The following is a 26,238-nucleotide window of genomic DNA, read 5'->3' as shown; positions in this document are numbered from 1 at the left end:
GCTCACCCAGCTCTTTTTTATGCTTTATAAACAATCATTGCTGAAAAACAATAAATTTGATTTTCATCATCGTTAATTGAAACACCAACTTGATACTTTATATCTACAAAATTTCCATCATCAATTTTTTTCAAAAATACATTTACAGCGTCTTCTAAGTCTTTTTCATGACTTTCATCAAACACTTTCACACGAATCATGTTAACACCATCCTAGATCGCAGCCCTCCGCCGCTTGTTTATTGCCACGGTGCGTATCTATGATGCGATAAAACTTTCCATCTTCATATATATATCCGTCTTCTAACACATATTGTTTATCTTCAGTATAGACATAAAACTTACCTATCATAAACTTACTCGTATATAATTCTAAATAATCTTGCCTAAATTTAGCTACAACTTTATTTGTAATATCAATTCTAATTGTGCGCCCCACCTTCTCTCCCTCCCTTGCAAAGAACGGATTTAGGTATATTGTATTAGCGATTTTATATTTTATGCTTAAAAATAAGTGGATATGCCTTCTTTCTGCGCCTGTACTATTTTTCTAAAAAAATCCCCCCTATTTATTCAACTTATAAGAGCAAAAAACAAATAAAAAAACGACTTTTATATATTGACTACATCATATCAGATGTGATATTATATAAAATTTGACATTTTTATCCTCGTATGTTATCATTAAAAGTGGTTACCACATATGGAGGTGGATGATTTGTTTCAAATTGGTGATAAAATCGTTTATCCAATGCACGGTGCAGGAATCATCGAAGCAATTGAAGAGAAAGAAATATTAGGCACTACGCGTCAATATTGTGTTATACGCATAATTAGTAAAGATATGCAAGTAATGCTTCCGATGAATCAATTACAAAAATCAGGTATACGTTATATCGTCGATAAAGGTACGTTAGATGGTATACTTCTTGAATTTCATCATGGGGAATCAGACCCCTCACTCTCTTGGAAACAAAGATATACAATGAATATGGAAAAAATGAAGAACGGCAATCTTCAAGATAGTGCAGAAGTTGTTCGTGATTTACTTCGTCGCAATAAAGAAAGAGCATTAAATGCGAGCGAAAAACAAATGCTAGATAATGCGCGTAAAATGGTTATTAGTGAAGTTGCACTTGTACAGAATGTTTCAGAACATCAAGCAACAGAATTTCTTCAAGATACAATCAATCATTAATTTTAAAAATAGCCGACCGCTATTTTTTTTGCGTAAAAAAGGCCAAAGAGTTAAATCTCTTTGGCCTTTCATATTACCCACGCCCCGCTTGAAACGATGGGTATAAAGTCATTCCACCATCTGCAAATAACGTAATTCCGGTTACGTAACTTGCCTCTGCTGAAGCGAGCCACGTTGCTACTGCTGCGATTTCTTCGGGCTTCCCAATGTACCCCATCGGAATCATACTTTCTACGTCAGCCCGCTGTTTTGGATCAGCAAACTTTTCAGCATTAATTGGCGTATTAATTGCACCTGGTCCAATATTATTTACTCGAATACCTTTTGGCGCATATTCTAACGCTAACGTTTCTGTCATAAGTTTAATACCGCCTTTACTTGCTGCATAGTGCACGAATAATGGCCACGGAATTTTCTCATGAACACTAGACATATTAATGACAGATCCTTTAATATTGTGTTCCACAAAATATTTAATCGCTTCTCGACTTCCTAAAAAAGCACCTGTTAAATTTGTATGAATTACTTTATTCCAATCCTCTAACGGCATTTCATGCGATGGTACCGCATTTTCTATCCCTGCATTATTAATCATAACGTCGAGCGTACCAAATTCTTTAACAGCAGATTGAATGAGATTCACAACATCTGCCTCGGCCGTGACATCACCTTTTACAGCAATCGCTTCTCCGCCTACTTTTTTAATTTCTTCTAGCACATCATTTGCTTCTGACTCTCGTGAGCGATAGTTAATAACAACTTTTGCTTTCTCCTTAGCAAACCTTACTCCCATCGCTCTTCCGAGACCAGTTGCTGATCCTGTAATAACGACGACTTTTCCTTCTAAATCACTATACATTTTAATACCTCCTTATCCTTTTGCAATCCCTAACATAATTCCGGCTGCGATAATAAAAACGATACCAACAACAATACCTGTTAATTGACGTTTCGTTTTCTTTTCACCTAATATAAGAATCCCGCCAAGCGTCGAAATAATAATTCCCATTTGTGAAAGGGAAAAGCTTGTTGCGACCCCAACTCTTGGCTGCGAAATGAATAAAAACATATTTCCAGCTGCCCAAATCAATCCTGGAAGAATATTTCGAATCGCATATTTATTGAATGGATGATGTTTAAATGTGAGTAAAATCCCGCCTAATACCATACCAACTGCTTGTGGTAATAAAGCCGACCAACCATCTACGTTAAATAGCCTAATAACTACTACGTAAACTAAATAACCGACTGTTGAAATTAATAAAATTATGATGCCCCTTTTAAAACTTGCTGCTTGCTCTGCATTTTTTTCTTCTTCATTTTGAAGTGATGTTAAAATAACACCGATAATAATACAAACGAGCGCCAAAACTCCAAGGACGACCGATATCGTCGTTGACCATTCATGAAACACGATAACCCCAAATAATGTTGTCGCGACTAATTGAAGCCCTGTTGAAATCGGCATCGTTCTGGAAACACCCATTAAATCAATACTTTTTAATTGATTCGCTTGACCAAGTGCCCAAAATAAGCCGGATACAATTCCAACTCCAATAACGGTCGGAGTTAATACCGGCTTCATAAAAATATAAACAACAATTGAGAAGATAAGTGCACCGAACGTTGTACCGAGCGTTTGACTATACGGTCCCCCGCCCAGTTTCACGTTAAATAGCACAATACTCCCCCAAAATATAGCTGGTAAAATCGCTAAAAGTATATCCATCGCTCATTACCTTTCTCTACAAAATGTCATAGGTTACCGCTCTAAATCATTAGAGTGAGCTTTTATTTTTTCGTTTTTTCGTGCACAAATCTTTTCTACAATAGCACCAGAAACATTCTTTTCTCGTTCCACCTTCTTTATCTTTATGTGATCTAAATTGTCTTCCAAAGTAAGTGTAACTTTGTCATTCGGCGGATTATGTGCCCCTTGAAATGTAAGAAATTGTATCTTAACTTCAAACCTAGGAACAAACTCATCTTTCTTGCCTAGACGCTTTATATTTGTAACTGAGTCACATTCATATTGATCTTCTGTCACTTGCCTTATAACTGAGTAATACCGATTCAGTAACGCACTTTCTAAAAGCTGTTCCTTCGATTCTTTTGCCCAAGAAGAGCTTGGAGAAGAGAAGAAAACAGAACAGATCATTGCAATCATTACACATATCTTTTTCATAACTTCCTCCTTTTCCTATAAGATAGTGTTCTCCAAAATGCCATAAAAAAACGACTTTCCCTATTTAAGAAAGTCGTTTTTCATAGCACAAATCCAATATTAGCCACCGCTCACTGGTGGTATTAGTGCAACTACATCACCAGATTGTATCGTATCATCTTCATTGGCGTACTCTTCATTAATTGCAACCATAATTGGCGCTGACACTGGTACATTATATTCTTTCGCAACAATATCTTTTAACTCTGCAACAGTAATATTTTCTTTCTCTATTTGTAATTCACTTGCTCCTGCTTCTTCTTGCAAGTTCGCAAATAACAATACTCGAATCATATTTATAACTCCTTCCCAGGCTCTCCTGCTGGATATGGCGTCTTCTCTAATTGATCACCAATCCATGAGTCACCATCTTCCCAAAACTCCTTTTTCCAAATCGGGACAATTTGCTTAATGCGTTCCATAATATATTCATTCGCTTCATAAGCCTCTTTGCGATGAGGCGTTGATACAGCAACAACAACCGCGATATCAGAAATTTGCAGCGTACCGATGCGATGTGTAATCGCAACATGTGTACCAGGCCACTTCTCCTTCACCTCTGTCCCGATTTTCTGTAGCATCTTTTCTGCCATCGTCTTATAAGCTACATACTCTAAGTATAGCGTACGACGCCCTTTCGTAAACTCCCTAACTGTTCCGATAAATGTTGTGACAGCACCACATTCACGGCGAACTACTTTCTTTGCCACCTCTTCAATCGAGATTTCTGTATCAATTACTTCATAATACGTATTTATCATTTTGCACCCCTAGCCGTTTGTAAAAACCAGTCTATATACAATTTTTCTTCTGTTATATGAAATACTTTGTATTCTTCTCGTAAATTTACCGGAGCATCATGCCACGTAATAACTGCTACTACATTTTCTACTTTATGTAAAAGTTCAGCGTCTTCCGCAGAACGAAGTAACACTACTTTTGGATATTTCTCCGTTTTATAGCCCTCTATTAAAATCATATCCACTTCAAAAAATTCGTACAAGCGGATAATTTCTTGCAAGGACCATTCATCTCGCAAAGAGGACAGAGATAGTAATCCAGCTCCTTCTACACTACTTACTACAGCACCAGCTTTTCGGTGCCTTTCACTATCTTTTTGCGCTACTTCGGGAAAACCTCCATGACCATGATGCTTAATTGTAGCAACCTTCATTTCTCTTTCAGCCAATGCATGTACCATTTTCTCTACAAGTGTTGTTTTCCCACTATTTTGATACCCTACTATTTGTAAGATTGAAGAGGCTTTGCCCACGGCCAATCACTTCCCTCCGAGTATTCTAACAATACTACGGATACTTTCATTCCCGCTTCAAATCCTCTCGTTCCTCCAGGCAACACGATAAAAGCATTTGCATCAGCAAGTGAAGATACCGCACTCGATTTATCTAAACCGACTGGCATCACTTGCAATGCCCCATTAACGATCGTCACTTTTGCTCTCACGAAACGAGTAAACGGATTTGGTTTCGGAAAATCTTTTTGTAAAACAGCGTCTGCTCTATATACGTGAGGCTCCTTCGCATGCAAATACGTTTTCATAATTGGATGCACAAATAATTCGAAACCTACATAACAAGCTGACGGATTACCTGATAAACCGAAGAGTAGCTTTCCATCAACTTCAGCTACTGTCGTTACACTCCCCGGCCTCATCGCTATTTTATTAAAGAGTACATTCGCCTGTAACCTTTCATAAATAGCTGGTAAATAGTCATAATCTCCTACTGAAACACCGCCCGTTGTAATTAAAATATCAACCTCATCCATCGCTGATTTAACGGCTGTAAAACATGCATCTAACTCATCTGCAAGTTGTCCATAGTAACGCACTTTTCCGCCAGCCTTCATAATTTGAGCGGCAATCATGTAAGAGTTACTATTTCTAATTTTCCCTGGCTCTAACGCCTCATGCACTTCTAGTAATTCGCTTCCTGTCGTTACAATACCGACAACAGGCTGTTTTACAACTTTCACAGTGCTATATCCAAACGTCGCTAATAATGCGGCAACACCTGGATTGATTGCAACACCTTTCTTAACGAGGACTTGATTTTGTTTTATATCTTCTCCTTTAAATGACACATTGTCACCGTTTTGGAAAGGACGTTTTAACTTCATATATGTACTTTCATTCCTCTCGAATCCTTCCGTCAATTCTAGCATTACGACTGCATTGCAATCTTCTGGAATAGCTGCTCCTGTCATAATACGAACCGCCTTAAAAGCCCCTACTTCTTCTAAAAAAACAGATCCTGCTCCGATCTCTCCTATTACTTCAAATTCAACCGGCTGCTCTTGACTTGCGTCTTTCGTATCTTCTGCTCGAATTGCGAAACCATCGTAAGGAGAACGATCAAAGTGAGGAACGTCGTGATCTGAGACAACATCCTCCCCAAGAATCCTCCCATAACTTTCTGTAATAGAAACTTCTTCTACTTCACCATGCTTAGCATATTTCATAACCCGCTCTACTGCCTCAGCAACTTGAATCGGGATTCGTTTTTCTACCATTGTTTCTCACCTCATATTTGCAAAATATCTAATCTCGATTACACTTTATATATTAAATAGCAATTACTTCAAGGAGGAATTCCATGTCTTCATTTACACATTTCAATGACCAAGGACGCGCTAAAATGGTTGATATAAGTGACAAAAAAATAACCGTTCGAACAGCAATAGCATGCTCTAGCATTCTCGTTACGAAAGAAATTTTTGATAAAATCTCTCACAATGAAATTGGTAAAGGTGACGTATTAGCCGTCGCACAAATCGCAGGTATTATGGCTGCAAAACGCACTTCTGATATTATCCCAATGTGCCATCCTTTATTATTAAAAGGTGTTGATGTCTCTTTCGATTGGAAACAGTCAGAAGAACAATATCGACTACTTATTGAAGTAAAAGTTAAAACAGAAGGTAGTACCGGCGTTGAGATGGAAGCTTTAACAGCTGCTTCCGCTACTGCTCTTACTGTATACGATATGTGTAAAGCGGTTGATAAGGGTATGATTATTGGCGAAACGTACTTACTTGAAAAAACGGGCGGAAAAAATGGAGATTATATTAGAAATTCTTAATCCTACATTTCCCTTTTGAACCTAAAGGATTCCCCTTTAGGTTCAACCTATATATCTTGCATATAGTCGTTTCGCAACATTCATATCATTCGTACCATGAATAAACGCTCTGCCATCTGTAAATAAAACAAAACGATATTCTTCCACCGGAAATGATAATAAATACGGCGTTGCCTTTACATCCACACTTTTTTGTAAGCGCTTTTTAATTTCTTCTAAATTAATCCCCTGACGCACACCTGGACGGATTTGAACTGTATTTCGTCCACATAATACTTCTGTTTTCGTTTGTGCTTCAAATGTTAAACTCGGATATGTACGTAACTTTCCACAAGATAAACATGTATCCTTTTTCTGCCTATTCACTTTAAATGCCATCTGTTGATTATTCCAAAGATCAAATGATAGCATCGTTTCACGAAGTGCCTCAAAATCTTCTACTAATATTTTCAAGGCTTCCGTTATTTGATGTGCAACTACTAATTGCACTGCTGGCTGTATAATACCGGCTGTATCACATGTCGCTCCGCTCGCTGGATGTTCCATTAAACATCGAAAACACGGCGTTTTTCCTGGCAAGATTGTATAAGTTACTCCGTAGCTTCCAACGCATCCTCCGTATATCCACGGAACGTTATACATCTGGGATATATCATTAATAAGAAGGCGCGTTTCAAAATTATCTGTCGCATCTAATATTAAATCTACACCTTTAATTAATTCTTCCATTTCTTGCACCGTTACATCAGTCACAACCGGTACAATTTCTACTTCGGAATTAATTGCCTTTAAATGTTCTGCTGCCGCTATCGCTTTCGGCTTATAATGCTTCGCATCTTCCTCTGTATATAATTGTTGCCTTTGTAAATTACTCCATTCTACATAATCACGATCAGCAATTGTTATTTTTCCAACACCTGCTCTAACAATTGCTTCTGCATTCGCTGCTCCGAGTGCACCAGCACCGATGACGAGCACGTGCTTCCCTCTTATTTTCCGTTGCCCTTCTTCCCCAACACCAGAAAATAACATTTGTCTTGAATATCGATCTTGCATACGACATCCCCCTTTCTTATCCTCCTATATAAGACATTTCAATTTTCGGACGATTTTTCGCACTTTCTTCCGTCCGTTCATCTGAATATCGATCTTTTCTATCCTTCCATACACCTTGTATGGCTTTTAATAAATCATTATCCGAAAGGTTTTCCCTGAGAAGTTTCCTTAAATCCATTCCTTCTGTCGCAAACAAGCAAGTATAAAACTTTCCATCTGCTGAAATTCTTGCTCTCGTACAAGAAGAACAAAATGACTCAGAAACAGAGGTAATAAAACCAACCTCTACATTCGTTCCAACGTATCGATACCGTTTCGCAACCTCCCCAAAATAATGAGCTTCAGCTGGCTCAATTGGATACACCCCATGAATCATATCAATTAATTCTCGTTTCGTAATAACTTGATCAAAATTCCATCCATTCGTACTGCCAACATCCATAAACTCAATAAATCTAAGTGGAATTCCTTGTTCTTTAAAATATGTAGCCACCGGAAGTACTTGATGATCGTTCATCCCTTTTTTCACAACCATATTTACCTTCACTTCAAGGCCTACTTCTTTCGCTGCCATAATTCCTTTTAACACTGGCTTCGTATTCATATTCCGGCCATTAATTGCGCGGAACACATTATCATCTATCGCATCCAAACTAACATTTACTCGGTGTAATCCAGCTTCTTTTAACGCCTTCGCTTGTTTCGTTAAATGAATCGCATTTGTCGTTAATCCTATATCTACTAAACCATCAATTTTCACGAGACGTGCGATAAGTTTTGTTAAATCCTTACGGAGCAATGGCTCGCCACCAGTTAGTCTAATTTTCCGTACACCGATGCTAACAAATACTTTTGCTAATCGCTCGATTTCATCAAATGTCAGTAAAAACTCATCTTTCAAAAAAGCATAATCAGGACCAAACACTTCCGCTGGCATACAATACGTACACCGTAAATTACAACGATCAATGACAGAGATGCGCAAATCTTGAAGGGGGCGTCCGAAAAAATCTTTAACCTTCTCCTGCATCGCCACTCTCCCTTTCTGCCAAATTTTTACCTCTCTTCATTCTATTATAATATATTTTCGAACCGCGATGTTTTTGCTCAAGTGAATAAAGTGAAACTTTAATCAGTCGGGGTTTTGTCCATCCCCACTGATTATTAGCCCACAAATAGAGGGATAAAAAACCTTGAAACATAAAAGTTCCAAGGTTTTTTTGCTTATTAACTTAATCTAATAATAGTTAGAGTAGCTCCTGGCGTTGTCGTAGATAATGTAGCCACCGCAACTAATCCAAATAATTGCAGGCTAATAGCGGCTCCAGCAGGCAAGTTAGCAATTATTGTCGCATTAAATGAACCTGTAGCTACCGCTGGAGAATTTATCGTTCCTGCAAGCGGACTGCCATTTACAGTTATACGCGAACTTACAAGTAAAGCTGCTGTTATATTAATTGTATAAGCTATATAATAGTTCCCTGCATTCGCAACGGTAAACACCGTATTTCCACCACTAACCGTTATTCCTGGTCCAATATTTTGATTGTTTGGTAATGGGATATTCGTACCACCTAATAAAACGGAAATAGCGCTTCCTGAAGTATTATTCGCAAATGAATACGTCGCAGTTGTACTAACTCCAGTCGCCCCCGTCCCGCCTGTTGCTCCAGTTACCCCTGCTCCGGTTGGGCCGGTTGGACCTTGAATCCCTTGCGAACCCGTTGCACCCGTGTCTCCGGTTGGACCTTGTTGACCTTGAATTCCTTGAACACCTTGCGGGCCTGCTGCTCCTATTGGGCCTTGAGGACCTTGAACACCTTGGGGACCTTGTGATCCGGTCGCTCCCGTTGCTCCTTGTATTCCTTGTGGACCTTGATTTCCTTGTGGTCCTTGATCTCCCATTGCTCCGGTTACACCTGTCGCTCCTGTTGCCCCTGTTGCTCCCGTCCCACCTATCGCTCCTGTTGCTCCTGTCGGTCCAGGTGGTCCAGGTGGTCCACCCGATGGACCTGTTACTCCTGTTGGTCCCGACGGGCCTGTTGGACCACTCGGCCCTGCTGGCCCTCCGGAAGGGCCTGTTACCCCTGTTGATCCTGTTACGCCCGTTGGGCCTGTAGTTCCCTCACCAGTCGCTCCCGTTGCTCCTGTATCTCCAGTTACTCCCGTCGGACCTTGTATTCCTTGTATTCCTTGTGGACCTTGAACACCTTGCGCTCCCGTCGCACCTATTTCTCCTTGTATTCCTTGCACTCCTTGTGGGCCCTCTGGCCCTGTTGGACCAATTTGTCCTTGTATCCCTTGCATTCCTTGAATCCCTTGTGATCCTGTCGCCCCCGTCGGCCCCTGTATACCTTGCACTCCCTGTATACCTTGCTGACCTTCTGGACCCGTTGCACCTACTGGCCCCACTGGTCCTTGTATTCCTTGCTGTCCCTCTGGCCCTGTTGGACCAATTGGGCCCTGTACTCCTTGTATTCCTTGCGGGCCTTGCAGTCCTTCTGGACCTGTTGGCCCCAATTCACCCATCGGCCCTTGAATTCCTTGTATTCCTTGTGGGCCTGTTGCTCCTATTGGCCCTTGTACTCCTTGTATTCCTTGAGGCCCTTGATCTCCTGTTGCTCCTGTCACTCCTTGAGGTCCTATAGCCCCCTGTATACCTTGTGTTCCTTGATCTCCCGTCGCTCCCGTTATCCCTTGAATCCCTTGTACTCCTTGTATTCCTTGTTCTCCCGTTATTCCTATCGGACCAGGAATACCTTGAATCCCCTGCGGACCTTCTGGGCCTGTTGGGCCAAGTGGCCCTTGGATCCCTTGTATTCCTTGTGAGCCCTGTATCCCAGTTACTCCTGTACTTCCCGTCGGACCTGTATTTCCTGTTGCTCCTGTACTTCCTGTCGCCCCAGTATTTCCTGTCGATCCAGTTGCTCCTGTACTTCCACTCGGTCCGCCTCCTGGCCCTGTTGGGCCAGGAGGTCCCCCTGACGGACCGGTTACCCCTGTTGAACCTGTAATTCCTGTCGGTCCTGTAACCCCCTGACCAGTTGCTCCAGTTCCCCCCGTACTTCCACTCGGCCCTTGTGGGCCAATAAATCCTTAGGCTCTTTGTATCCCTTGTGGACCAGTTACTCCCTGCACTCCTTGCACTCCTTGAACACCTTGAGGACCCTCAGGTCCAGTTGCTCCTATCGCTCCTTGTACTCCTTGTATTCCCTGTATACCTTGTACTCCAGTTGCGCCAGTTGGACCAATCGGACCTTGTATTCCTTGGACACCTTGTGCACCTGTCGCTCCTGTATCTCCTGCCGATCCCCTCACTCCTTGGGGTCCTTGTTGTCCTTCTGGTCCTGTTGCTCCTATTTGTCCAGCTGGTCCTTGAATCCCTTGCACTCCTTGCGGTCCTGTTGGTCCAGTAATCCCAATGCCAGTAAATCCTGTTGGAACAGGAGGGAAAGTAGGACCAATAAGATTTGGTGAAATTCTGAAATTAGAGTTTAATGAATTTTGTTTATTTTTATTATCGCGCTCTTTCACACTTTCACCACCTACAAACCATCTTTTTACATGAAACAAAACTCTTCTTTTTAATCTATTTACAAAAACAATCTCCAAGACTACTTTTATTAGACTCTAATTTATTTTATGAAGTGAATTTTTTAATTAAATTAATAAAAACTCCCCTAATTTCCTAGGGGAGTCCAGCTGTTGAATCCATATTATCTGTATTAGGGACAGCTTGCGATATACTCGACACATTTGCACCTTGCCCCATATTTGTTCCCGTTACAGTGCCAGCAGGAGTACCTCTCGTATACGTTGTCGTCACACTATCTCCCGGCTGTAAACAAAGCTTCGTCTCCGTCCCTATTACTGTAACAACATCAATCCAAGTGCAACCCGTTGAACCACTATACGATTTCGAAGCAGTAAACGATGTATCACTCAAATTATCACCGGTAAATATATTCCCAGTATTATTAACAATAATAAACTCTTTTATATGCGCAGGCATACTTACACTCTACCTTTCCTTTATGCACCTAATGTACGTGTACTTGTTGCTAATGGCGGTAAAAATACTGATGTTCTAATTGTAGGTTCAGGTATACGTTTTCCATTTAAAAAAACTGCCGCACTTGACCCTCCAGCACCGGCATATATTTTTGCCACAGCTAAAGGTGAGATATTATAACAGTCACCAACATTAACAGCTCCTGTATTATTTATGATTTTTACTTTACGCATGTTAATCCCCATTTACCTCTCCCCCTTTTATACACTGTATGCAAAAGAAAAAAACTTGAAACAAACACGTTTCAAGTTTTTGCAGCTACTTATTTAGTTTCGCCTTCATACTGAAGCATACCGCCAACCATATTCACTGTTTTAAATCCTTGTTCATTTAAATAATGGCATACATTTTCACTGCGCATTCCCGAACGGCAAATAAAGATATATTCATTCTCTTTCTCAAAGAAATCTACTTTATTTGGAATATCGCCCATTTTAATATGTACAGCTTCCGGAATTTTCCCTGCCGCTACTTCTTCATCTTCCCTTACATCTACTAAAAATAATGTTTCTCCATTTTCTAAACGCTCTTGCACTTCTTCTGTAGTAATTGTTTTTACTTCTGTCATATGTAGTTCCTCCTTATATACAATAAAACCTTCAGTTTCTTCTTTAAACAAACATTTCTCATCAATTTTAGCACGCGAAGGAAGGAACGCAAAGAATGGAACATTTATTTCTCAATTTTCCCGCAAAACTTATTCTTTACAAACATAACTGGCGCATTGTATCCTCAATATACTTGTTTGATGAAAGGAGCCAGTTAAAATGACACTTTTTCTTTTCATTATGGGCATCATTTTCTTAGTTTTTGCAGTTATTGCTCTTAGTATGAAAAATAATAAAAAGATAAAATCCCCTCAAGAAATGTCATTCTTATTTCTATTAATTAGTATAGCTTTCTTCGGTTTATCAATCGCTTCATATATTTTCCGTCTGCAAATCATGTAAAAAAAGGTGCCTACTATAAATCATGCACCTTTCCACATTAATTATTTCCTACACAAAACTAGATACTTTCCGATTTAAAAACTCATAAACTTTCTTTTCAAATAAATGAACATCTAACGCTCCTGCCATATGCCCATTTATACTTTCTATCTCATATACTTCTGCGTACTTCCCTTGCTTTTGCAAAATTTCTACCATTTTATAATTGTAACGAGGCGGCTGAAGTAAATCTTGTTTGCATGGAATCATGAGTACATTCGCTTCAATCTTAGAAAGAGCCTCTTCTAAGGAAGAAAATCCATGTGCAATATCATGTAATAAGACCGCTTTTGTAGTATACATCCATGAATTTGCATCTACTAAATCTATACTTTTACATGTCACTTTATTTATTTCTTTCTCAAATGATGTTAATGCAGAAAATTGTTGATAAGGTACCATTTCTATACTGTTCCGCGGGAATGCCTTTTCATAAAAATGTTCATCAAATGCGTTCATAAACATCATTTTATTCGCTAAATGAAGCCCCTTCGTTGGTTGCTCCTCTCCGTACTTTCCACCTTTCCAATTTGGATCAAGCTGAATTGCTTCAATCGCATTTTGCGCTACATTTCCCGACGTTATAATTGGATTTTGTGGATTCGTAATAACTCCAATCATTCGTTCTACCATATGAGGATAGTGGACAGCCCATTGCTGCGCAATCATCCCACCTGCCGAAGGTCCCATTACAGCATGTAATCTAGAAATGCCCATATCTTTTATTAACTCATATTGCATACGTGCTACATCTAAAAATGTGAAAACTGGAAAATCCATCGCATACTCAAAACCAGTCACCGGATTTATCGATTTTGGTCCCGTTGTAATCACGTAAGGGTTCTTCACCTGTACATTACAAAGGTTATCAGTACATATAACGAAATATTTATTTGTATCAATTGCTTTCCCAGGTCCAATTAATCCATCCCACCAACCAGCTTCCTCATCATGCTCTGTATATTTTCCTGCCGCATGACTTGTTGCACTAAAATAGTGACAAACCAAAATCCCATTTGATTTTTCTCTATTTAAAGCACCATACGTCTCATACCCCATTTGAACAGGAATCTCCCTACCATTTTCAAACACAAATTCTTTTAAAACAAACTTCTCCTTTTTTACAATTTGCACAGACTCGCCTTCTTCCCGTCATTTTATGAACTGCTTACTAAAGGATTTTTTCTATGCAAGCCAATCTCCTTCTTCTTTTCATAAACAAATGAATAATATACAAAATTAGCCACAAAATAGCACTATATTACAAAATCAAAGAGGGAATATATATGATTTGGAATTGGTTACGTAAGAAAAAAAAATCAAATACAAAAGAGACAGCTGATTCGAAACAACAGTCTGATGATCAAAAAGAACATAACAAAGATAAGAATGACGAGCCAAAAAGTAAGGAACAAACTGATGCTTCTTCTCAAGACAAGCAGCAAAATTCTAAGCAACAGGATTCTTCTCAAAACAAACAGCAAAATTCTAAACAAGAGGATTCTTCTCAAGACAAACAGCAAAATTCTAAGCAACAGGATTCTTCTCAAGACAAACAGCAAAATTCTAAGCAAGAGGATTCTTCTCAAAACAAACAGCAAGGTGCTAAACAAGAGGGGGCTTCTCAAAACAAACAGCAAGATGCTAAGCAAGACAATTCTTCTCAAGATAAGCAGCAAAGCGCTGAAAGTAACAGCATTTATGACTTTAGCAAACCAGAAAAGGACCATATTCACTCTCTACAAGACTTAATAGCAAAACTAAAGCAGTCTAGTGATTTTGTTAATTATCATACATCTGATGATGAAACGATGCCTTATTGGATTTCTTACTATCGTCCATCACTTGATGGGGAAAAACTACAAAAGTATTTAATGCCTACTCTTTTGGAACGATCCTGCTCTTCACTCGAAGAGCTAAAAGAACATATTCCAATGAGTGGTATAACGATTACAAACGACTTACAAAAAATTGAGGACATGGTTTTAAAGGGACATGCGATTATTCAATTGCACCAGCAAGATCAAAAATGTATGCTTGCAAACATTGCAATTGATACTTACCGGGCACCAAGCCCTCCATTAAATGAATCAACAGTTATTGGTCCGCAAGAAGGTTTTGTAGAAGCTATTGATACAAATATTAATTTAGTCCGTAAACGCCTTCCAGTATTAGAACTGCAAACAAAAGAAATGATAATTGGCTCCTTTTCGAAAACAAAGGTTGTAATAATGTATTTAGACAACCTTGCAGAAAAGGATAATGTGGATTTTCTCGAAGAGTCATTGCGAGCTCTTGAATACGATCAAATTAATGATAGTGCTTATCTTCAAGAATTAATGGGAGAAAAGTCAATTTTTCCATTATATATAAATACAGAACGAACTGATAGAGTGACAAAGGCACTCATTGATGGCAAAATTGCAATTTTTGTTGACGGTTCACCAAATGTTCTACTAACTCCTGTATCATATTTCGATTTCTTTATTTCACCAGAAGACTATAACGTCTCTTGGCTGTATGCTACATTTTCAAGGATTTTACGACTTATCGCGGTTCTTTTCTCAATTTGTGCAGCCCCATTATATGTTGCCGTTTTAAATTATCATTACGAACTCATTCCAAGTGATTTGCTTGAAACATTGATTTTATCAAGAGCACAAGTACCATTCCCACCTTTAATCGAAGCACTCTTTTTGGAATTAGTTATTGATTTATTAAGAGAAGCTGGGGCTAGGTTACCGATGAAAGTAGGACAAACACTCGGTATTGTAGGTGGTATCGTAATTGGACAAGCATCTGTTCAAGCTGGGTTAACGAGTAACATTTTATTAATTATCGTTGCCTTATCAGCGTTAGCTTCCTTTATTACACCTATTTACAAAATGGGTAACGCCGTTCGTTTACTACGTTTCCCATTTCTCGCATTTGCAGAAATAGGTGGTCTATTTGGTATTTCTCTTGGATTTATCTTTTTATTTACCCATCTTTTTAGACTAACTTCTTTACGTAAGCCGTACGCACTGTTTTATCCAACACGCCAACAATCAGCAAAGGACTCTTGGATTCGTTTTCCATTAACGATGATTGATACAAGGGATGTACAAGCTAGACCACAGCATGTTAAGAAATCAGCAAAAGGAATTTCAACAAAACATACATCTGATTTTGATGATTAAGAAATGAGGTGCATCGATGAGTAAAATTAAAGCAGAACACCAAATATCACCTATCTTCGTTTTCTTCTTAATTCACGGTGCACAATTTGGTGCTGGTGTTCTCGGATTTGCCCGCATTATTGCGAAAGCAGCTGGATACGATGGCTGGATAAGTGTCCTTCTCACAGGAATCATCATTCATATTCTCCTATGGATGATGTATTTCTTGTTAAAAGAAACAAACGGAAATTTAATTGATTTACAAAGACAAACATTTGGAAAATGGCTAGGAAACGGCATTAACCTCATTTTTATAGCGTATTTTTTAACCGTTAGTATTTCCGTTGTACGAACATATGTAGAAATTATTCAAGTATGGATGTTTCCTTCTGCTTCGATTTGGATGCTAACAACTTTTCTATGCTTAGTCGGTTACTATATTATCTCATCTGGTTTTCGTGTTATTACTGGTATCTGTGTCATTTCTATCGGCGGGACACTCGGATATCTTTTCCTTAGCCTTTTTATCTTAAAATACACTCACTGGTCTAATTTACTCCCTGTATTTTCACATTCATTTTCAGACATTTTAAAGGCAGCTCAATTATCAATCTATACTATGAGCGGATTTGAAATTTTTCTTATGATTTATCCATTTGTAAAAGAGTCTAAGAAATCTCATAAATTTGCACAATACGGTGCGCTATTCTCTAATCTTTTATATTTATTTAGCACCCTCTTAGCTTTTACCTTCTTTAGCGAAAAACAATTATCCAAAACAATTTGGGCCCAGCTCTCTATGACTCAAGTTGTCCAACTTCCTTTCATAGAACGGCTAGAGTACATTGCAATCTCAGCTTATACTCTCGTTATTGTTACGAGCTTCATTCTTCCTTTATGGGCAGCAACAAGAGGAACACACGAAATATTTCGTGTAAAACAAAGAGGTGTTTTAATTACTTTTTTGCTTATTACCCTCATTGTTTCACAACTTTTAACAAACAGACATGATATTAATGACTTTATTAGTAATGCGTCAAGAATTAGTTTTTGGCTTATATACATATACATCCCAATTCTATTTATTATTGTGTGGGTGAAAAGAAAATGGAAAAAATCAAAAGAAAATTAATGCTTCTTTCTTGTATCAGCATCCTTAGTCTAACTGGCTGCTTACAAAAAAATATTATCGATGATGTCAATCTCATTCAAGGGACTGTTTTTGATACAGCAAAAGATAATAAAGTAAAAGTCACATTCGTTTGTCCTATACAGAAAAAAGGTAATAAAGTTCAAGTCTTCGAAGGAGTAGGAAACGCAGTAAAACAAGTAAAAGCGGATACTTCTTTAGAATCCTCTCAGCCGTTTGCAAGTGGACAAATGCGTTTTGCTTTATTTACTACAAAAATCGCAAAAAAAGGATTATCAACTTCCTTTGACACGTTAATTCGTGATGTGAATATCGGGAACTCTATGTATGTCGGTTTATTAGAGGGAACAGGGCTAGACTTACTAAAAGGTAAATATACAACATCATCTAACGTTGCCATTTATATAAAGAAAATGTTAGACCATAATATGCAAACAGGCCCTTTACCTACTGACAATCTACATTTAGGAGCTTATCGATATTATCGTGAAGGCCAAGATTCCTATTTACCAATTCTCAAAAAAGATAAAGATAAAATAAAAATTACTGGCATCGGCCTTTTAAAAGGAGATAAATATATTGGAAAAATTAGTTATCATGATATGTTTGCCTTTAAAGGCTTATTGGAAAAACACCGATTAGATTCACATGAATTTAAAGCAAACTCAGGATACACAATCATTAATAATATTCGATCCGTCCCAACTTACCAAGTAAGTATTAAAGATGGTAAACCATCATTTTTCATACACGTCAAACTAGAAGCACGTATTCAAGAACTATCTAAACAGTTCAACTTAGAAAATAAAAAGAACACAAAAAAAATAGAAAAATCAGTTGAAAAACAATTAGGTGCAACGGCTAACAAATTAATTAAACAGTTTAAATCTTTAAATGTGGATCCACTCGGTCTCGGTGCAAGGTATAAAGAACATTACCGTCCATTCAAATTAGAAGAGTGGCGAAGAATGTATAAAGATGTTCCTATTAAGGTGAAATACACTGTCAATATTACAAATTCTGGTGTAATTGAATAAGTTAATGATTGAACTCCCCTCTCTGGCATGGTACAACGGAGAGGGGAGTTTTTATTTTTAAATAGAGAAAAGGGATATTTACGGGGGAGCTTATGTCTAAAAAATTAGTAAAACCTATTTTAAATGGTATTTTATTTCTCGGCGTCTTTTTATTTGCTCATACATACTTAAAAAATGTTTCTTTCACACGTTATTTACTTGTCGTTATACCAATGCTACTCATCGGAATGTTTGGCATCGATCTTATTTTATCCATTTTAATTAAGAAAGAAGAATAACGAGCGAACATCTTATTTCTATAAGATGTTCTTTTTATTAAACAATCACCTTATGTTACAATAAACTTCGGCACAAAGTGAGAAAGGATGAAACAACATGACAAACGAAAAAGGTTTAGATAAAGGGTACGAACTTGTTGCGAAAATGCACGAAGTATTCGGACATCCTGTGACAAACACTCCAACAAAACTAACAGAAGAGCGTGCAAAAATTCGTGCTAGCTTTATGCAAGAAGAGTTAGAAGAATTTCTAGAAGCAACAACTGTTGAAGATCAATATGATGCACTTATTGACCTTATTTACTTTGCATTCGGAACGTTTGCAGAAATGGGTGTACGTCCAGATAAAGGATTCGAAATTGTAAACAACGCTAACATGGCAAAACTATTCCCTGATGGGAAACCTCGCTTCCGTGAAGGCGATGGCAAAATTTTAAAACCAGAAGGATGGCAAGCACCTGAACCACAACTTCGTGCTGAAATCGAACGCCAGCGTCAAGAGGCGGAAAAAAACTGCTAGGATCCCCTAGCAGTTTTTTATTATGTCTTTTTTCACCGATATATTTTTCACGCAATTCATTAATGACCCACATGTCCCGCGTGTCCTGCTGCTCCTGCAATACCAGCTGTTCCTGCTGTCGTCCCTGCTCCAACTCCACCAGTCCAAGGCTGTTGTTGCTGCTGATATTGTTGGTATTGTTGTTGCTGTTGACCTTGGTGGTGCTGTTGACCTTGATGATGACCGTGGTGACCATGATGTTGACTTTGATGAGTTTGATAAAGGACAGCCTGCGGATGAACTTGGTGATGGCCTTGGTGATGTACTTGTTGCTGATGGTGGCCTTGGTGATGATGTTGACCGTGGTGATGATGTTGACCGTGGTGACCATGATGAGTTTGATGAGTTTGATAAAGAACAGCCTGCGGATGAATTTGGTGGTGGCCTTGGTGATGTACTTGTTGTTGATGACCATGGTGCTGTTGATGGCCATGATGTTGATGACCGTGATGCTGTTGATGGCCATGATGTTGATGACCGTGATGCTGTTGATGGCCATGATGCTCATGGTGCACATGATGACCATGAACACCTTGAGGGAAGCCACCGATTCCACCAGCTACAACACCGACGCCAGGTACAGGAAATCCTGTTTGTACTCCTCCCAAGAAGGATGGAAATGTAGTTGGCATACCTACAGGTACTCCTCCTTGTGCTCCTCCTGCGAAAGATGGAAATGTAGTTGGCATACCTACAGGCACTCCTCCCTGTGCTCCTCCTACCAATGTCGGAATCCCTGTTTGTGCTCCAGCTACTGATGTTGGAATTCCTCCTTGTGCTCCTCCCATCCAACTTGGGATTCCACCATACCCGTGTTGCCCATCTCCTCCCATGAACATCATTTGTCCATAACTATCCGATCCGCCCCCGAAGAAGCCATGTGGTGCATTATTGTCCATCCCTTTCATTCCTTTCACCTCTTCTGCTCAATTTAACCTACCTTTTTTATCATATTTCCTATAGAAGAATAGGTGTTTGTCTATATGGGAATTCCGCACCTTTTTCTTCGTTCTCCATTCATGATAAACTAAATTAACTGATTATTTTATCAAAGGAGGCGTTTTCGTTGGAGAGCGTAGCAAAAGCTTCAATTGATGATTTAGATTCAATCTTACATATAGATGTCGCTGTAATCGGAGACGATAGTAGACGAAATTATATTAAACACGCTATTGATGAAGGAAACTGCATAATTGCAAAAGAGGACAATTCCATTTCTGGTTTTCTAACATACGATACAAATTTCTTTGGCTATACTTTCCTCTCATTAATCATTGTTTCGCCAACGAAAAGAAGACAAGGTCATGCAAGCTCATTAATCTCATATATGTTAAGGCATTCTCCTACTCAAAAAATATTTTCTTCAACGAACGAATCGAATACAAATATGCAAAAAGTTTTTAAAGCGAATGGATTTATGCGTAGTGGAATGATCGAAAACTTAGATGAAGATGATCCAGAGCTTATTTTTCACGCAAAAAAGCTCAGAGCATAAACGCTCTGAGCTTTTATTAATAATTAATTAGTTTGCAACAACGTTAACAAGTTTTCCAGGAACAACAATTACTTTACGAACTGTTTTCCCTTCAATTTGTTCTTTGATTTCCTCAAGTGCAAGTTGTTCCATTTCTTCTTTTGATGCGTCTTTACTCATTGTTAGTTTCGCGCGAACTTTTCCCATAATTTGAACAACGATTTCAACTTCATCTTCTACAAGTTTAGACTCATCAAATGTTGGCCAGCTTGCATATGTGATTGTTTCATTGTATCCAAGTTTGCTCCAAAGTTCTTCCCCGATATGAGGTGCAACTGGTGCAATCATTTTCACGAAACCTTCTACATATTCTTTCGGAAGTGTTTCAGCTTTGTATGCATCGTTGATGAATACCATCATTTGAGAAATCGCTGTGTTGAAGCGAAGCTCTGCATAGTCTTCTGTTACTTTCTTCACTGTTTGGTGGTAAGCTTTTTCAAGCTCTTTATTTGGTGCATCAGTAATTTTCTCACTTAATTCACCGTTATCTTGAATGAATAGGCGCCATACACGGTCTAGGAAACGACGAGCTCCGTCAAGACCATTTTCAGACCAAGCGATTGAAGCATCTAATGGTCCCATGAACATTTCGTATAGACGAAGTGTATCTGCACCGTGGCTTGCTACGATATCATCTGGGTTTACAACGTTACCTTTTGATTTACTCATTTTCTCGTTGTTTTCACCTAGAATCATACCTTGGTTGAATAATTGTTGGAACGGCTCTTTCGTTGGAACTACACCGATATCATATAATACTTTATGCCAGAAACGAGCATATAGTAAGTGAAGTACAGCGTGCTCTGCTCCGCCGATATAAATATCAACTGGAAGCCATTGTTTTACTTTTTCAGGATCTACAAGTGCTTCGCTGTTGTTTGGATCGATATAGCGTAGGTAGTACCAGCAGCTACCAGCCCATTGTGGCATTGTATTTGTTTCACGACGACCTTTTTTACCAGTTTCAGGATCAACAACATTTACCCACTCTTCAATGTTTGCAAGTGGTGACTCACCTGTACCTGAAGGACGAATGTTTTCTGTTTTCGGAAGAACTAATGGTAATTCTTCTTCTTTCACAGCTGTCATTGTGCCATCTTCCCAATGGATTACTGGAATTGGCTCACCCCAGTAACGTTGGCGGCTAAATAACCAGTCACGTAGACGGTACGTTACTTTTTGATTTCCTGCGCTTGTTACTTCAAGCCACTCAATCATTTTTACAATTGCTTCTTCTTTATTTAAACCATCAAGGAATGCTGAGTTTACGTGCGCACCATCACCTGTATACGCTTCTTTCGAAATGTCTCCGCCTTTTACAACTTCCTTCATTGGAAGATTGAACGTTGATGCGAATTCATAGTCACGCTCATCGTGAGCTGGAACTGCCATTACAGCACCTGTTCCGTAAGTTGCAAGAACATAGTCAGCGATCCAGATTGGTAATTTCTCACCATTTACTGGGTTAACTGCGTAAGCACCAGTGAATACACCAGTTTTCTCTTTCGCAAGTTCTGTACGCTCTAGGTCACTCTTCATTTTTACAGAATCAATGTAAGCTTCTACAGCTTCTTTTTGCTCTGTTGTTGTAATGTCAGCAACAAGTGCATGCTCTGGAGCAAGTACACAGTAGCTTGCACCAAATAGTGTATCAGGACGCGTTGTAAAAACTGTGAACTTCTCATCTGCACCATCGATGTTGAAGTTCACTTCTGCACCTTCAGAACGACCGATCCAGTTACGTTGCATATCTTTTAAGCTTTCTGGCCAATCAAGATCATCTAGATCTTCTAATAGACGATCTCCGTAAGCTGTAATTTTTAACATCCACTGTCTCATCGGACGACGCTCAACTGGATGTCCACCACGCTCACTCTTACCGTCAATTATTTCTTCATTCGCAAGTACTGTACCAAGTGCTGGGCACCAGTTTACAGGTACTTCATCAACGTAAGCTAAACCTTTTTCAAATAGTTTCAGGAAGATCCATTGTGTCCACTTGTAGTAGGTTGGATCTGTTGTATTTACTTCACGATCCCAATCGTAAGAGAAGCCTAATGCTTTAATTTGATTACGGAACGTATTAATATTAAGCTCTGTAAATTCTGCCGGGCTGTTTCCAGTATCTAGTGCATATTGCTCTGCTGGAAGACCGAATGCATCCCATCCCATTGGATGAAGAACGTTATACCCTTGCATACGCTTCATACGAGATAAAATATCTGTCGCTGTATATCCTTCTGGATGCCCTACGTGTAAGCCTGCACCTGATGGATATGGGAACATATCTAGTGCATAAAATTTTGGTTTTTCCGTCTCATCTGGCGTACGGAATGTTTTATTCTCTTCCCAATGACCTTGCCACTTCTTCTCAATTTCTTGATGATTAAAGCTCATGAGATACCCTCCTTGAAATTCCATTTATTTTCACCGCCCAAAATACAAAAAACCTCTCATCCCTAGAAAGGGACGAGAGGTTATAGATTCCCGCGGTACCACCCTAAATTAATGTAATATATACATTCGCTTAGATCCGTAACGTGGATTAACGGCAATTGCTACTAATGATTTCACAACTGCAACTCAAAGGCGAGTTCATAACGAAACGTGGATTGACTTGCACCGACCGTCAACTCTCTAAACCAGCTTCTATTACTACTACTCCTTCTCACTGTTATTACAAATATGAGTTAATTTAAATATATTCTAAAACATGTTACATGTTCCGTCAAACTAAACTGCAATTTTTTCTTCAACTGCTTCTTCTACTTTTACTCGTCTATCATAAATACTCGTTGCAATAAGCGCTACTACAAGCATTACCATGATCGCTATAAACAATACTTCCATATTGTATATATCAACAATTGCTCCGCCAACGACCGGTCCGAACATTTTACCTACAGTCGCCGCGCTATTTACGACCCCTTGATAAAATCCTAATTTATCTTTTGGTGCAAGTATATTTGCAATGGTCGGAACTGCCGGCCATACGAACAATTCACCAATTGTCAATGTTACCATCGCAACGAGGAACATCGTAAATTGCTGTGCTTGGCTTAACACAATGAATGACGCCGCAAAAATGACAATTCCAATCATAATTTGTTGCTTTAAAGAACGCTTCATCCAGCGAATTAGCATACTAACGAGCGGCTGCGCACAAACAATCATCGCTCCGTTTATCGTCCATAATAAACTATAGTGACGAAGGCTAATATTTAACTCTTGCATATGCGTTGCAATTGCACCTTGCCACTGTACGTATGTAACCCAGCATAAAGCATATGCTACACACACAATAAGAAGTGCTTTGAATCCAGGTGTAAGCGTCCATCCTTTTTTCGTTTCGATTTCCTTTTGCACTCCTGGCTCTTTTTTGTCTTCCATACCACGGAATCCAATAAAAGCAATTAAGAAGAAAACAAAGTATAAAATAAAGTTCGCTAAGAAAATATAATCAAAACGATATGATGCAACTAAACCACCACATGCCGTTCCAATTGCAATCCCAACGTTTTGTCCAACATACATTGCATTGAACGCTCGTCTTCCGCCTTCTGGCCAAACCGTACCAACCATCGCATACATCGATGGGAAGACCATTCCAGAACCGAAGCCGATTAATGCTAGCCACACAACATATAACGGCCAACCATGGAAAAATACAAGACCTAAAATCGATACGAGTGTAATGACAATCCCTACTAAAATTGATTTATAACCGCCCCATTTATCAAATAAAACACCGCCGAGCAAGTTTCCGATTACACCAGTAAGCGAGTTGATCATTAATACCATTCCGGCTACTGATAAAGATTTCCCTAAACTATCATGTAAGTAAATTGTATTAAAAGGCCATAAAAAAGAAGCACCCGTGACATTAATAATCATCCCAGCTACTAATAGCCATACTTTCCTTGGCATAGTCTCCCCTCCTATTCTCTTTTTTTCGTTCATATATATAACAGTAAAATTGTAGTCGTTTTTAAATAGGAAGGCAACTGATTAATAGTTGATGAAATTCAGATAATAGCACAAAGACGATTAGAATGTATTCTAATCGTCTTTGTAAAATATTAATCTATAAATAATGGAATCGTTCCCTCGCGAAAGGTTATCCAACTTCCTTTTTACGTTTTGCACTTTCTTTAGCACTCCATTTAAATATTTTGTCTAGTAGAGAGTATATTCTCCCAGACTCCTTCGTTAATAAAGGACCTAACGATGCCAATATTAAAACATATAAAGCTGAGAATGGTTTAATCGTTACCATTAAGCCACCCGCTATTCCGAGATTCGCGACAATAATGGAGAATTCCCCACGTGATATAAGTGTTAAACCGATATTCGTAGAAGCCTTATGCGATAACCCGGCTTTACGCCCTGCAATCATTCCAGCTGTAAAATTACCGATGAGAGTAATGAAAACTGCTCCTAATGCCAACCACACTGCTCCTCCAAGCGAAAACGGATCTATACTTAAACCGAAGCTGAAGAAAAATATAGCTCCAAAGAAATCACGAAACGGGACGACGAGATGCTCAATTCGATCACTATGCTCTGTTTCTGAAAAGACGAGTCCTAACAATAAAGCCCCAATCGCTTCCGCAACATGAATTGTTTCTGAAAATCCTGCTACAAAGAATAAAATAGCGAATATTACGATAATAAAAATTTCATTGGACGAAATATCTAATACTTTATTTAGGAACGGCGTAGCTTTTCTAGCGATTACAAAGAATAGTAACATATATCCTACTGCGATTAACACGGATGTAAGAGCACCTACAAATGACGTTGCACCTCCGAGTACTAATCCTGAAACAACTGATAAATATACAGCTAAAAAGATATCATCAAACATAATGATTCCTAAAATTAGTTCTGTCTCTTTATTACCCGTTCTTCTTAAATCAACGATTACTTTCGCTACAATTGCACTCGATGAGATTGTAATAATTCCAGCAATAATTAATGTTTCTAGTAAGGGGAAGCCCATTATATACCCATAAAGTAAACCTAATATGAAATTAAGCGATATATGAACACTACCCCCAAAAGCAATGGACTTTCCTGATTTAATTAATTTTTTTATCGAGAATTCTAAGCCTAAGTAGAATAGGAGGAATATGACGCCAACACGGCCGAGGAAGGAAATAACTTCTCCGCTTTCAATAAACCTTAAATCGATAAGCCCTAAATCTGGGGCATGAGGCCCCACTAGCATACCGAGTATAATGAGAAACGGAATAATCGAGAACTTTAACTTTGCAGCGAGGATAGCTGCAAAAGCTACTAATACTAACGCAGTTCCAACTTCAAAGACTAAAGTATCCATCGATTATGAGTCACCTCCTGCTGAAAGTAATTCCTTAATGATTCTTTTCACTTCATGTCTTTCACCCGATAATACGAGCATATCGCCAGCTTCAATGATAGAATCTGGGCCTGGATTAAAGAACTTCTTCATATTCTTTTTCAAAATAGCAATGATTGTTACGTTATATGTTTTTCTAACGTGTAAGCTACCAATTGTTTTTTGTATCACTGGTGCCTGATTTTCTACTTTAAACCATTCAATTGATAATCCTTCAAAAGCCATCTCAATCGTGTCTAAAGCTTGTGGCCTATATACCATCCCGCCTAATATAGCCGCAATTTGTCTTGCTTCAGAATCGCGAAGAGAAATGCTTGAAATACTCTCATCATGATCCGCATCAAAATGATACATTTCCCTTCTTCCATCATCATGAATAACAATAACCATTTTTTCATTACCCTTTGTTATCACTTCAAATTTACATCCAATGCCCGGTAGTTCACTCTCTCTAATATTCATATTCCCGCCTCCTAAAATTTTTTAGTTACGGCTCTTTCCTT

General features: G+C 38.7%; 29 protein-coding genes, 1 pseudogene and 1 other annotated feature. Of the genes and pseudogenes, 9 read left to right on the top strand and 21 right to left on the bottom strand.

All coding sequences use genetic code 11. The features are described 5' to 3' along the window. Window positions 1-17 precede the first annotated feature (17 nt). Together CQZ94_RS14725 and CQZ94_RS14720 are read right to left on the bottom strand one after the other, a co-directional pair. On the bottom strand, window positions 18-200 hold the full coding sequence (locus CQZ94_RS14725) for a sporulation protein Cse60 (RefSeq protein WP_000621746.1): 183 nt from the start codon (window positions 198-200) through the stop codon (window positions 18-20). 1 nt (window position 201) lies between these two features. After that, complete coding sequence (locus tag CQZ94_RS14720) at window positions 202-438, bottom strand: DUF2553 family protein (protein ID WP_002089059.1); 237 nt, start codon at window positions 436-438, stop codon at window positions 202-204. Between the two features lie 264 nt (window positions 439-702). Here CQZ94_RS14720 and CQZ94_RS14715 point away from each other — a divergent pair, with 264 nt between their 5' ends. Beyond that, on the top strand, window positions 703-1,197 hold the full coding sequence (locus CQZ94_RS14715) for a CarD family transcriptional regulator (RefSeq protein ID WP_087947353.1): 495 nt from the start codon (window positions 703-705) through the stop codon (window positions 1,195-1,197). A 73-nt stretch (window positions 1,198-1,270) separates the two neighbouring features. On the opposite strand, the gene CQZ94_RS14710 is transcribed toward CQZ94_RS14715, so the two are convergent. From CQZ94_RS14710 to CQZ94_RS14680, 7 genes are all read right to left on the bottom strand, one after another. Continuing rightward, window positions 1,271-2,056 carry a glucose 1-dehydrogenase gene (locus tag CQZ94_RS14710; RefSeq protein ID WP_105585999.1) on the bottom strand — a complete coding sequence of 262 codons (786 nt, stop codon included), beginning with the start codon at window positions 2,054-2,056 and terminating at the stop codon, window positions 1,271-1,273. Window positions 2,057-2,068: 12 nt separating this feature from the next. Next, window positions 2,069-2,926 carry a glucose uptake protein GlcU gene (gene glcU / locus CQZ94_RS14705; protein ID WP_105585998.1) on the bottom strand — a complete coding sequence of 286 codons (858 nt, stop codon included), beginning with the start codon at window positions 2,924-2,926 and terminating at the stop codon, window positions 2,069-2,071. Window positions 2,927-2,959: 33 nt separating this feature from the next. Further along, a complete protein-coding gene (locus CQZ94_RS14700) occupies window positions 2,960-3,382 on the bottom strand; it encodes a DUF3888 domain-containing protein (protein WP_105585997.1) in 423 nt (140 codons plus the stop codon). Window positions 3,383-3,481: 99 nt separating this feature from the next. Next, window positions 3,482-3,715 (bottom strand): molybdopterin converting factor subunit 1, encoded by a 234-nt coding sequence (gene moaD / locus CQZ94_RS14695; RefSeq protein WP_105585996.1) that lies wholly within the window; start codon window positions 3,713-3,715, stop codon window positions 3,482-3,484. 2 nt (window positions 3,716-3,717) lie between these two features. Next, window positions 3,718-4,182 carry a molybdopterin synthase catalytic subunit MoaE gene (gene moaE / locus CQZ94_RS14690; protein ID WP_105585995.1) on the bottom strand — a complete coding sequence of 155 codons (465 nt, stop codon included), beginning with the start codon at window positions 4,180-4,182 and terminating at the stop codon, window positions 3,718-3,720. Next, window positions 4,179-4,700 (bottom strand): molybdopterin-guanine dinucleotide biosynthesis protein B, encoded by a 522-nt coding sequence (gene mobB / locus CQZ94_RS14685; protein ID WP_142395843.1) that lies wholly within the window; start codon window positions 4,698-4,700, stop codon window positions 4,179-4,181. The genes moaE and mobB overlap by 4 nt, the downstream gene beginning before the upstream one ends. Next, the gene (locus CQZ94_RS14680) at window positions 4,664-5,953 is read right to left on the bottom strand and encodes a molybdopterin molybdotransferase MoeA (RefSeq protein WP_105585993.1); all 1,290 of its coding nucleotides are present in this window, start codon (window positions 5,951-5,953) and stop codon (window positions 4,664-4,666) included. The genes mobB and CQZ94_RS14680 overlap by 37 nt, the downstream gene beginning before the upstream one ends. An 83-nt stretch (window positions 5,954-6,036) precedes the next feature. Here CQZ94_RS14680 and moaC point away from each other — a divergent pair, with 83 nt between their 5' ends. Beyond that, window positions 6,037-6,522: a cyclic pyranopterin monophosphate synthase MoaC gene (moaC, locus tag CQZ94_RS14675; RefSeq protein WP_002112363.1), complete on the top strand. Its 486-nt coding sequence runs from the start codon at window positions 6,037-6,039 to the stop codon at window positions 6,520-6,522. A gap of 42 nt (window positions 6,523-6,564) precedes the next feature. Here moaC and CQZ94_RS14670 read toward each other — a convergent pair whose 3' ends face one another. From CQZ94_RS14670 to CQZ94_RS14640, 6 genes and pseudogenes are all read right to left on the bottom strand, one after another. Continuing rightward, a complete protein-coding gene (locus CQZ94_RS14670) occupies window positions 6,565-7,578 on the bottom strand; it encodes a molybdopterin-synthase adenylyltransferase MoeB (protein WP_105585992.1) in 1,014 nt (337 codons plus the stop codon). Window positions 7,579-7,594: 16 nt separating this feature from the next. After that, window positions 7,595-8,608 (bottom strand): GTP 3',8-cyclase MoaA, encoded by a 1,014-nt coding sequence (moaA, locus tag CQZ94_RS14665; protein ID WP_105585991.1) that lies wholly within the window; start codon window positions 8,606-8,608, stop codon window positions 7,595-7,597. Between the two features lie 197 nt (window positions 8,609-8,805). Beyond that, window positions 8,806-11,112 (bottom strand): annotated as a pseudogene (locus tag CQZ94_RS14655) (BclA C-terminal domain-containing protein). A 154-nt stretch (window positions 11,113-11,266) separates the two neighbouring features. Further along, window positions 11,267-11,590, bottom strand: a complete 324-nt coding sequence (locus CQZ94_RS14650) for a hypothetical protein (RefSeq protein WP_105585989.1) — start codon at window positions 11,588-11,590, stop codon at window positions 11,267-11,269. 20 nt (window positions 11,591-11,610) lie between these two features. Then, window positions 11,611-11,835, bottom strand: a complete 225-nt coding sequence (locus CQZ94_RS14645; RefSeq protein WP_105585988.1) for a spore germination protein — start codon at window positions 11,833-11,835, stop codon at window positions 11,611-11,613. A gap of 77 nt (window positions 11,836-11,912) precedes the next feature. Then, a complete protein-coding gene (locus CQZ94_RS14640) occupies window positions 11,913-12,218 on the bottom strand; it encodes a rhodanese-like domain-containing protein (RefSeq protein WP_000141214.1) in 306 nt (101 codons plus the stop codon). A gap of 199 nt (window positions 12,219-12,417) precedes the next feature. Here CQZ94_RS14640 and CQZ94_RS14635 point away from each other — a divergent pair, with 199 nt between their 5' ends. Then, the gene (locus CQZ94_RS14635) at window positions 12,418-12,600 is read left to right on the top strand and encodes a hypothetical protein (RefSeq protein ID WP_105585987.1); all 183 of its coding nucleotides are present in this window, start codon (window positions 12,418-12,420) and stop codon (window positions 12,598-12,600) included. A 48-nt stretch (window positions 12,601-12,648) separates the two neighbouring features. Here CQZ94_RS14635 and CQZ94_RS14630 read toward each other — a convergent pair whose 3' ends face one another. Beyond that, on the bottom strand, window positions 12,649-13,773 hold the full coding sequence (locus tag CQZ94_RS14630) for a homoserine O-acetyltransferase family protein (protein ID WP_105585986.1): 1,125 nt from the start codon (window positions 13,771-13,773) through the stop codon (window positions 12,649-12,651). Window positions 13,774-13,925: 152 nt separating this feature from the next. On the opposite strand from CQZ94_RS14630, the gene CQZ94_RS14625 reads away from it, so the two are divergent. The 5 genes from CQZ94_RS14625 (at window position 13,926) to CQZ94_RS14605 (ending at window position 18,782) form a co-directional block, all read left to right on the top strand. Further along, complete coding sequence (locus tag CQZ94_RS14625) at window positions 13,926-15,818, top strand: spore germination protein (protein ID WP_105585985.1); 1,893 nt, start codon at window positions 13,926-13,928, stop codon at window positions 15,816-15,818. A gap of 16 nt (window positions 15,819-15,834) precedes the next feature. After that, the gene (locus CQZ94_RS14620) at window positions 15,835-16,929 is read left to right on the top strand and encodes a spore germination protein (protein ID WP_105585984.1); all 1,095 of its coding nucleotides are present in this window, start codon (window positions 15,835-15,837) and stop codon (window positions 16,927-16,929) included. Continuing rightward, window positions 16,905-17,984: a Ger(x)C family spore germination protein gene (locus CQZ94_RS14615; RefSeq protein WP_105585983.1), complete on the top strand. Its 1,080-nt coding sequence runs from the start codon at window positions 16,905-16,907 to the stop codon at window positions 17,982-17,984. The genes CQZ94_RS14620 and CQZ94_RS14615 overlap by 25 nt, the downstream gene beginning before the upstream one ends. Before the next feature lie 92 nt (window positions 17,985-18,076). Further along, complete coding sequence (locus CQZ94_RS14610) at window positions 18,077-18,262, top strand: hypothetical protein (protein ID WP_000038778.1); 186 nt, start codon at window positions 18,077-18,079, stop codon at window positions 18,260-18,262. A 97-nt stretch (window positions 18,263-18,359) separates the two neighbouring features. Continuing rightward, entirely contained in the window at window positions 18,360-18,782 is a 423-nt protein-coding gene (locus tag CQZ94_RS14605) for a pyrophosphohydrolase domain-containing protein (RefSeq protein ID WP_000180554.1), read from the top strand. Between the two features lie 59 nt (window positions 18,783-18,841). Here CQZ94_RS14605 and CQZ94_RS14600 read toward each other — a convergent pair whose 3' ends face one another. Then, window positions 18,842-19,729, bottom strand: a complete 888-nt coding sequence (locus CQZ94_RS14600; protein WP_105585982.1) for a VrrB protein — start codon at window positions 19,727-19,729, stop codon at window positions 18,842-18,844. 158 nt (window positions 19,730-19,887) lie between these two features. On the opposite strand from CQZ94_RS14600, the gene CQZ94_RS14595 reads away from it, so the two are divergent. Further along, window positions 19,888-20,316, top strand: coding sequence for a GNAT family N-acetyltransferase (locus CQZ94_RS14595; RefSeq protein ID WP_105585981.1), 429 nt, complete (start codon window positions 19,888-19,890; stop codon window positions 20,314-20,316). Window positions 20,317-20,343: 27 nt separating this feature from the next. Here CQZ94_RS14595 and leuS read toward each other — a convergent pair whose 3' ends face one another. From leuS to CQZ94_RS14575, 4 genes are all read right to left on the bottom strand, one after another. Continuing rightward, window positions 20,344-22,752 carry a leucine--tRNA ligase gene (leuS, locus tag CQZ94_RS14590; RefSeq protein ID WP_105585980.1) on the bottom strand — a complete coding sequence of 803 codons (2,409 nt, stop codon included), beginning with the start codon at window positions 22,750-22,752 and terminating at the stop codon, window positions 20,344-20,346. Between the two features lie 65 nt (window positions 22,753-22,817). Continuing rightward, window positions 22,818-23,036: a binding site (T-box leader), on the bottom strand. Between the two features lie 52 nt (window positions 23,037-23,088). Further along, entirely contained in the window at window positions 23,089-24,282 is a 1,194-nt protein-coding gene (locus CQZ94_RS14585) for an MDR family MFS transporter (RefSeq protein ID WP_105585979.1), read from the bottom strand. A gap of 190 nt (window positions 24,283-24,472) precedes the next feature. Further along, a complete protein-coding gene (locus CQZ94_RS14580) occupies window positions 24,473-25,696 on the bottom strand; it encodes a cation:proton antiporter (protein ID WP_105585978.1) in 1,224 nt (407 codons plus the stop codon). A 3-nt stretch (window positions 25,697-25,699) separates the two neighbouring features. Then, window positions 25,700-26,197 (bottom strand): cation:proton antiporter regulatory subunit, encoded by a 498-nt coding sequence (locus tag CQZ94_RS14575; protein WP_105585977.1) that lies wholly within the window; start codon window positions 26,195-26,197, stop codon window positions 25,700-25,702. Between the last annotated feature and the right edge of the window lie 41 nt (window positions 26,198-26,238).

The organism is Bacillus sp. MYb209, from assembly GCF_002975175.1.
Lineage (GTDB): Bacteria > Bacillota > Bacilli > Bacillales > Bacillaceae_G > Bacillus_A.
Note: the sequence above shows the minus strand (reverse complement) of the source record. Positions and strands in the feature narration are given on the sequence as shown.

Bases quoted from the DNA above. Each gene is read 5' to 3' on its own strand.
- CQZ94_RS14725 (WP_000621746.1), bottom strand. From the start codon at position 200: ATGATTCGTGTGAAAGTGTTTGATGAAAGTCATGAAAAAGACTTAGAA.
- CQZ94_RS14715 (WP_087947353.1), top strand. From the start codon at position 703: ATGGAGGTGGATGATTTGTTTCAAATTGGTGATAAAATCGTTTATCCA.
- CQZ94_RS14710 (WP_105585999.1), bottom strand. From the start codon at position 2,056: ATGTATAGTGATTTAGAAGGAAAAGTCGTCGTTATTACAGGATCAGCA.
- glcU (WP_105585998.1), bottom strand. From the start codon at position 2,926: ATGGATATACTTTTAGCGATTTTACCAGCTATATTTTGGGGGAGTATT.
- CQZ94_RS14700 (WP_105585997.1), bottom strand. From the start codon at position 3,382: ATGAAAAAGATATGTGTAATGATTGCAATGATCTGTTCTGTTTTCTTC.
- moaD (WP_105585996.1), bottom strand. From the start codon at position 3,715: ATGATTCGAGTATTGTTATTTGCGAACTTGCAAGAAGAAGCAGGAGCA.
- moaE (WP_105585995.1), bottom strand. From the start codon at position 4,182: ATGATAAATACGTATTATGAAGTAATTGATACAGAAATCTCGATTGAA.
- CQZ94_RS14680 (WP_105585993.1), bottom strand. From the start codon at position 5,953: ATGGTAGAAAAACGAATCCCGATTCAAGTTGCTGAGGCAGTAGAGCGG.
- moaC (WP_002112363.1), top strand. From the start codon at position 6,037: ATGTCTTCATTTACACATTTCAATGACCAAGGACGCGCTAAAATGGTT.
- CQZ94_RS14670 (WP_105585992.1), bottom strand. From the start codon at position 7,578: ATGCAAGATCGATATTCAAGACAAATGTTATTTTCTGGTGTTGGGGAA.
- moaA (WP_105585991.1), bottom strand. From the start codon at position 8,608: ATGCAGGAGAAGGTTAAAGATTTTTTCGGACGCCCCCTTCAAGATTTG.
- CQZ94_RS14650 (WP_105585989.1), bottom strand. From the start codon at position 11,590: ATGCCTGCGCATATAAAAGAGTTTATTATTGTTAATAATACTGGGAAT.
- CQZ94_RS14645 (WP_105585988.1), bottom strand. From the start codon at position 11,835: ATGGGGATTAACATGCGTAAAGTAAAAATCATAAATAATACAGGAGCT.
- CQZ94_RS14640 (WP_000141214.1), bottom strand. From the start codon at position 12,218: ATGACAGAAGTAAAAACAATTACTACAGAAGAAGTGCAAGAGCGTTTA.
- CQZ94_RS14635 (WP_105585987.1), top strand. From the start codon at position 12,418: ATGACACTTTTTCTTTTCATTATGGGCATCATTTTCTTAGTTTTTGCA.
- CQZ94_RS14625 (WP_105585985.1), top strand. From the start codon at position 13,926: ATGATTTGGAATTGGTTACGTAAGAAAAAAAAATCAAATACAAAAGAG.
- CQZ94_RS14620 (WP_105585984.1), top strand. From the start codon at position 15,835: ATGAGTAAAATTAAAGCAGAACACCAAATATCACCTATCTTCGTTTTC.
- CQZ94_RS14615 (WP_105585983.1), top strand. From the start codon at position 16,905: ATGGAAAAAATCAAAAGAAAATTAATGCTTCTTTCTTGTATCAGCATC.
- CQZ94_RS14610 (WP_000038778.1), top strand. From the start codon at position 18,077: ATGTCTAAAAAATTAGTAAAACCTATTTTAAATGGTATTTTATTTCTC.
- CQZ94_RS14605 (WP_000180554.1), top strand. From the start codon at position 18,360: ATGACAAACGAAAAAGGTTTAGATAAAGGGTACGAACTTGTTGCGAAA.
- CQZ94_RS14600 (WP_105585982.1), bottom strand. From the start codon at position 19,729: ATGAAAGGGATGGACAATAATGCACCACATGGCTTCTTCGGGGGCGGA.
- leuS (WP_105585980.1), bottom strand. From the start codon at position 22,752: ATGAGCTTTAATCATCAAGAAATTGAGAAGAAGTGGCAAGGTCATTGG.
- CQZ94_RS14585 (WP_105585979.1), bottom strand. From the start codon at position 24,282: ATGCCAAGGAAAGTATGGCTATTAGTAGCTGGGATGATTATTAATGTC.
- CQZ94_RS14580 (WP_105585978.1), bottom strand. From the start codon at position 25,696: ATGGATACTTTAGTCTTTGAAGTTGGAACTGCGTTAGTATTAGTAGCT.
- CQZ94_RS14575 (WP_105585977.1), bottom strand. From the start codon at position 26,197: ATGAATATTAGAGAGAGTGAACTACCGGGCATTGGATGTAAATTTGAA.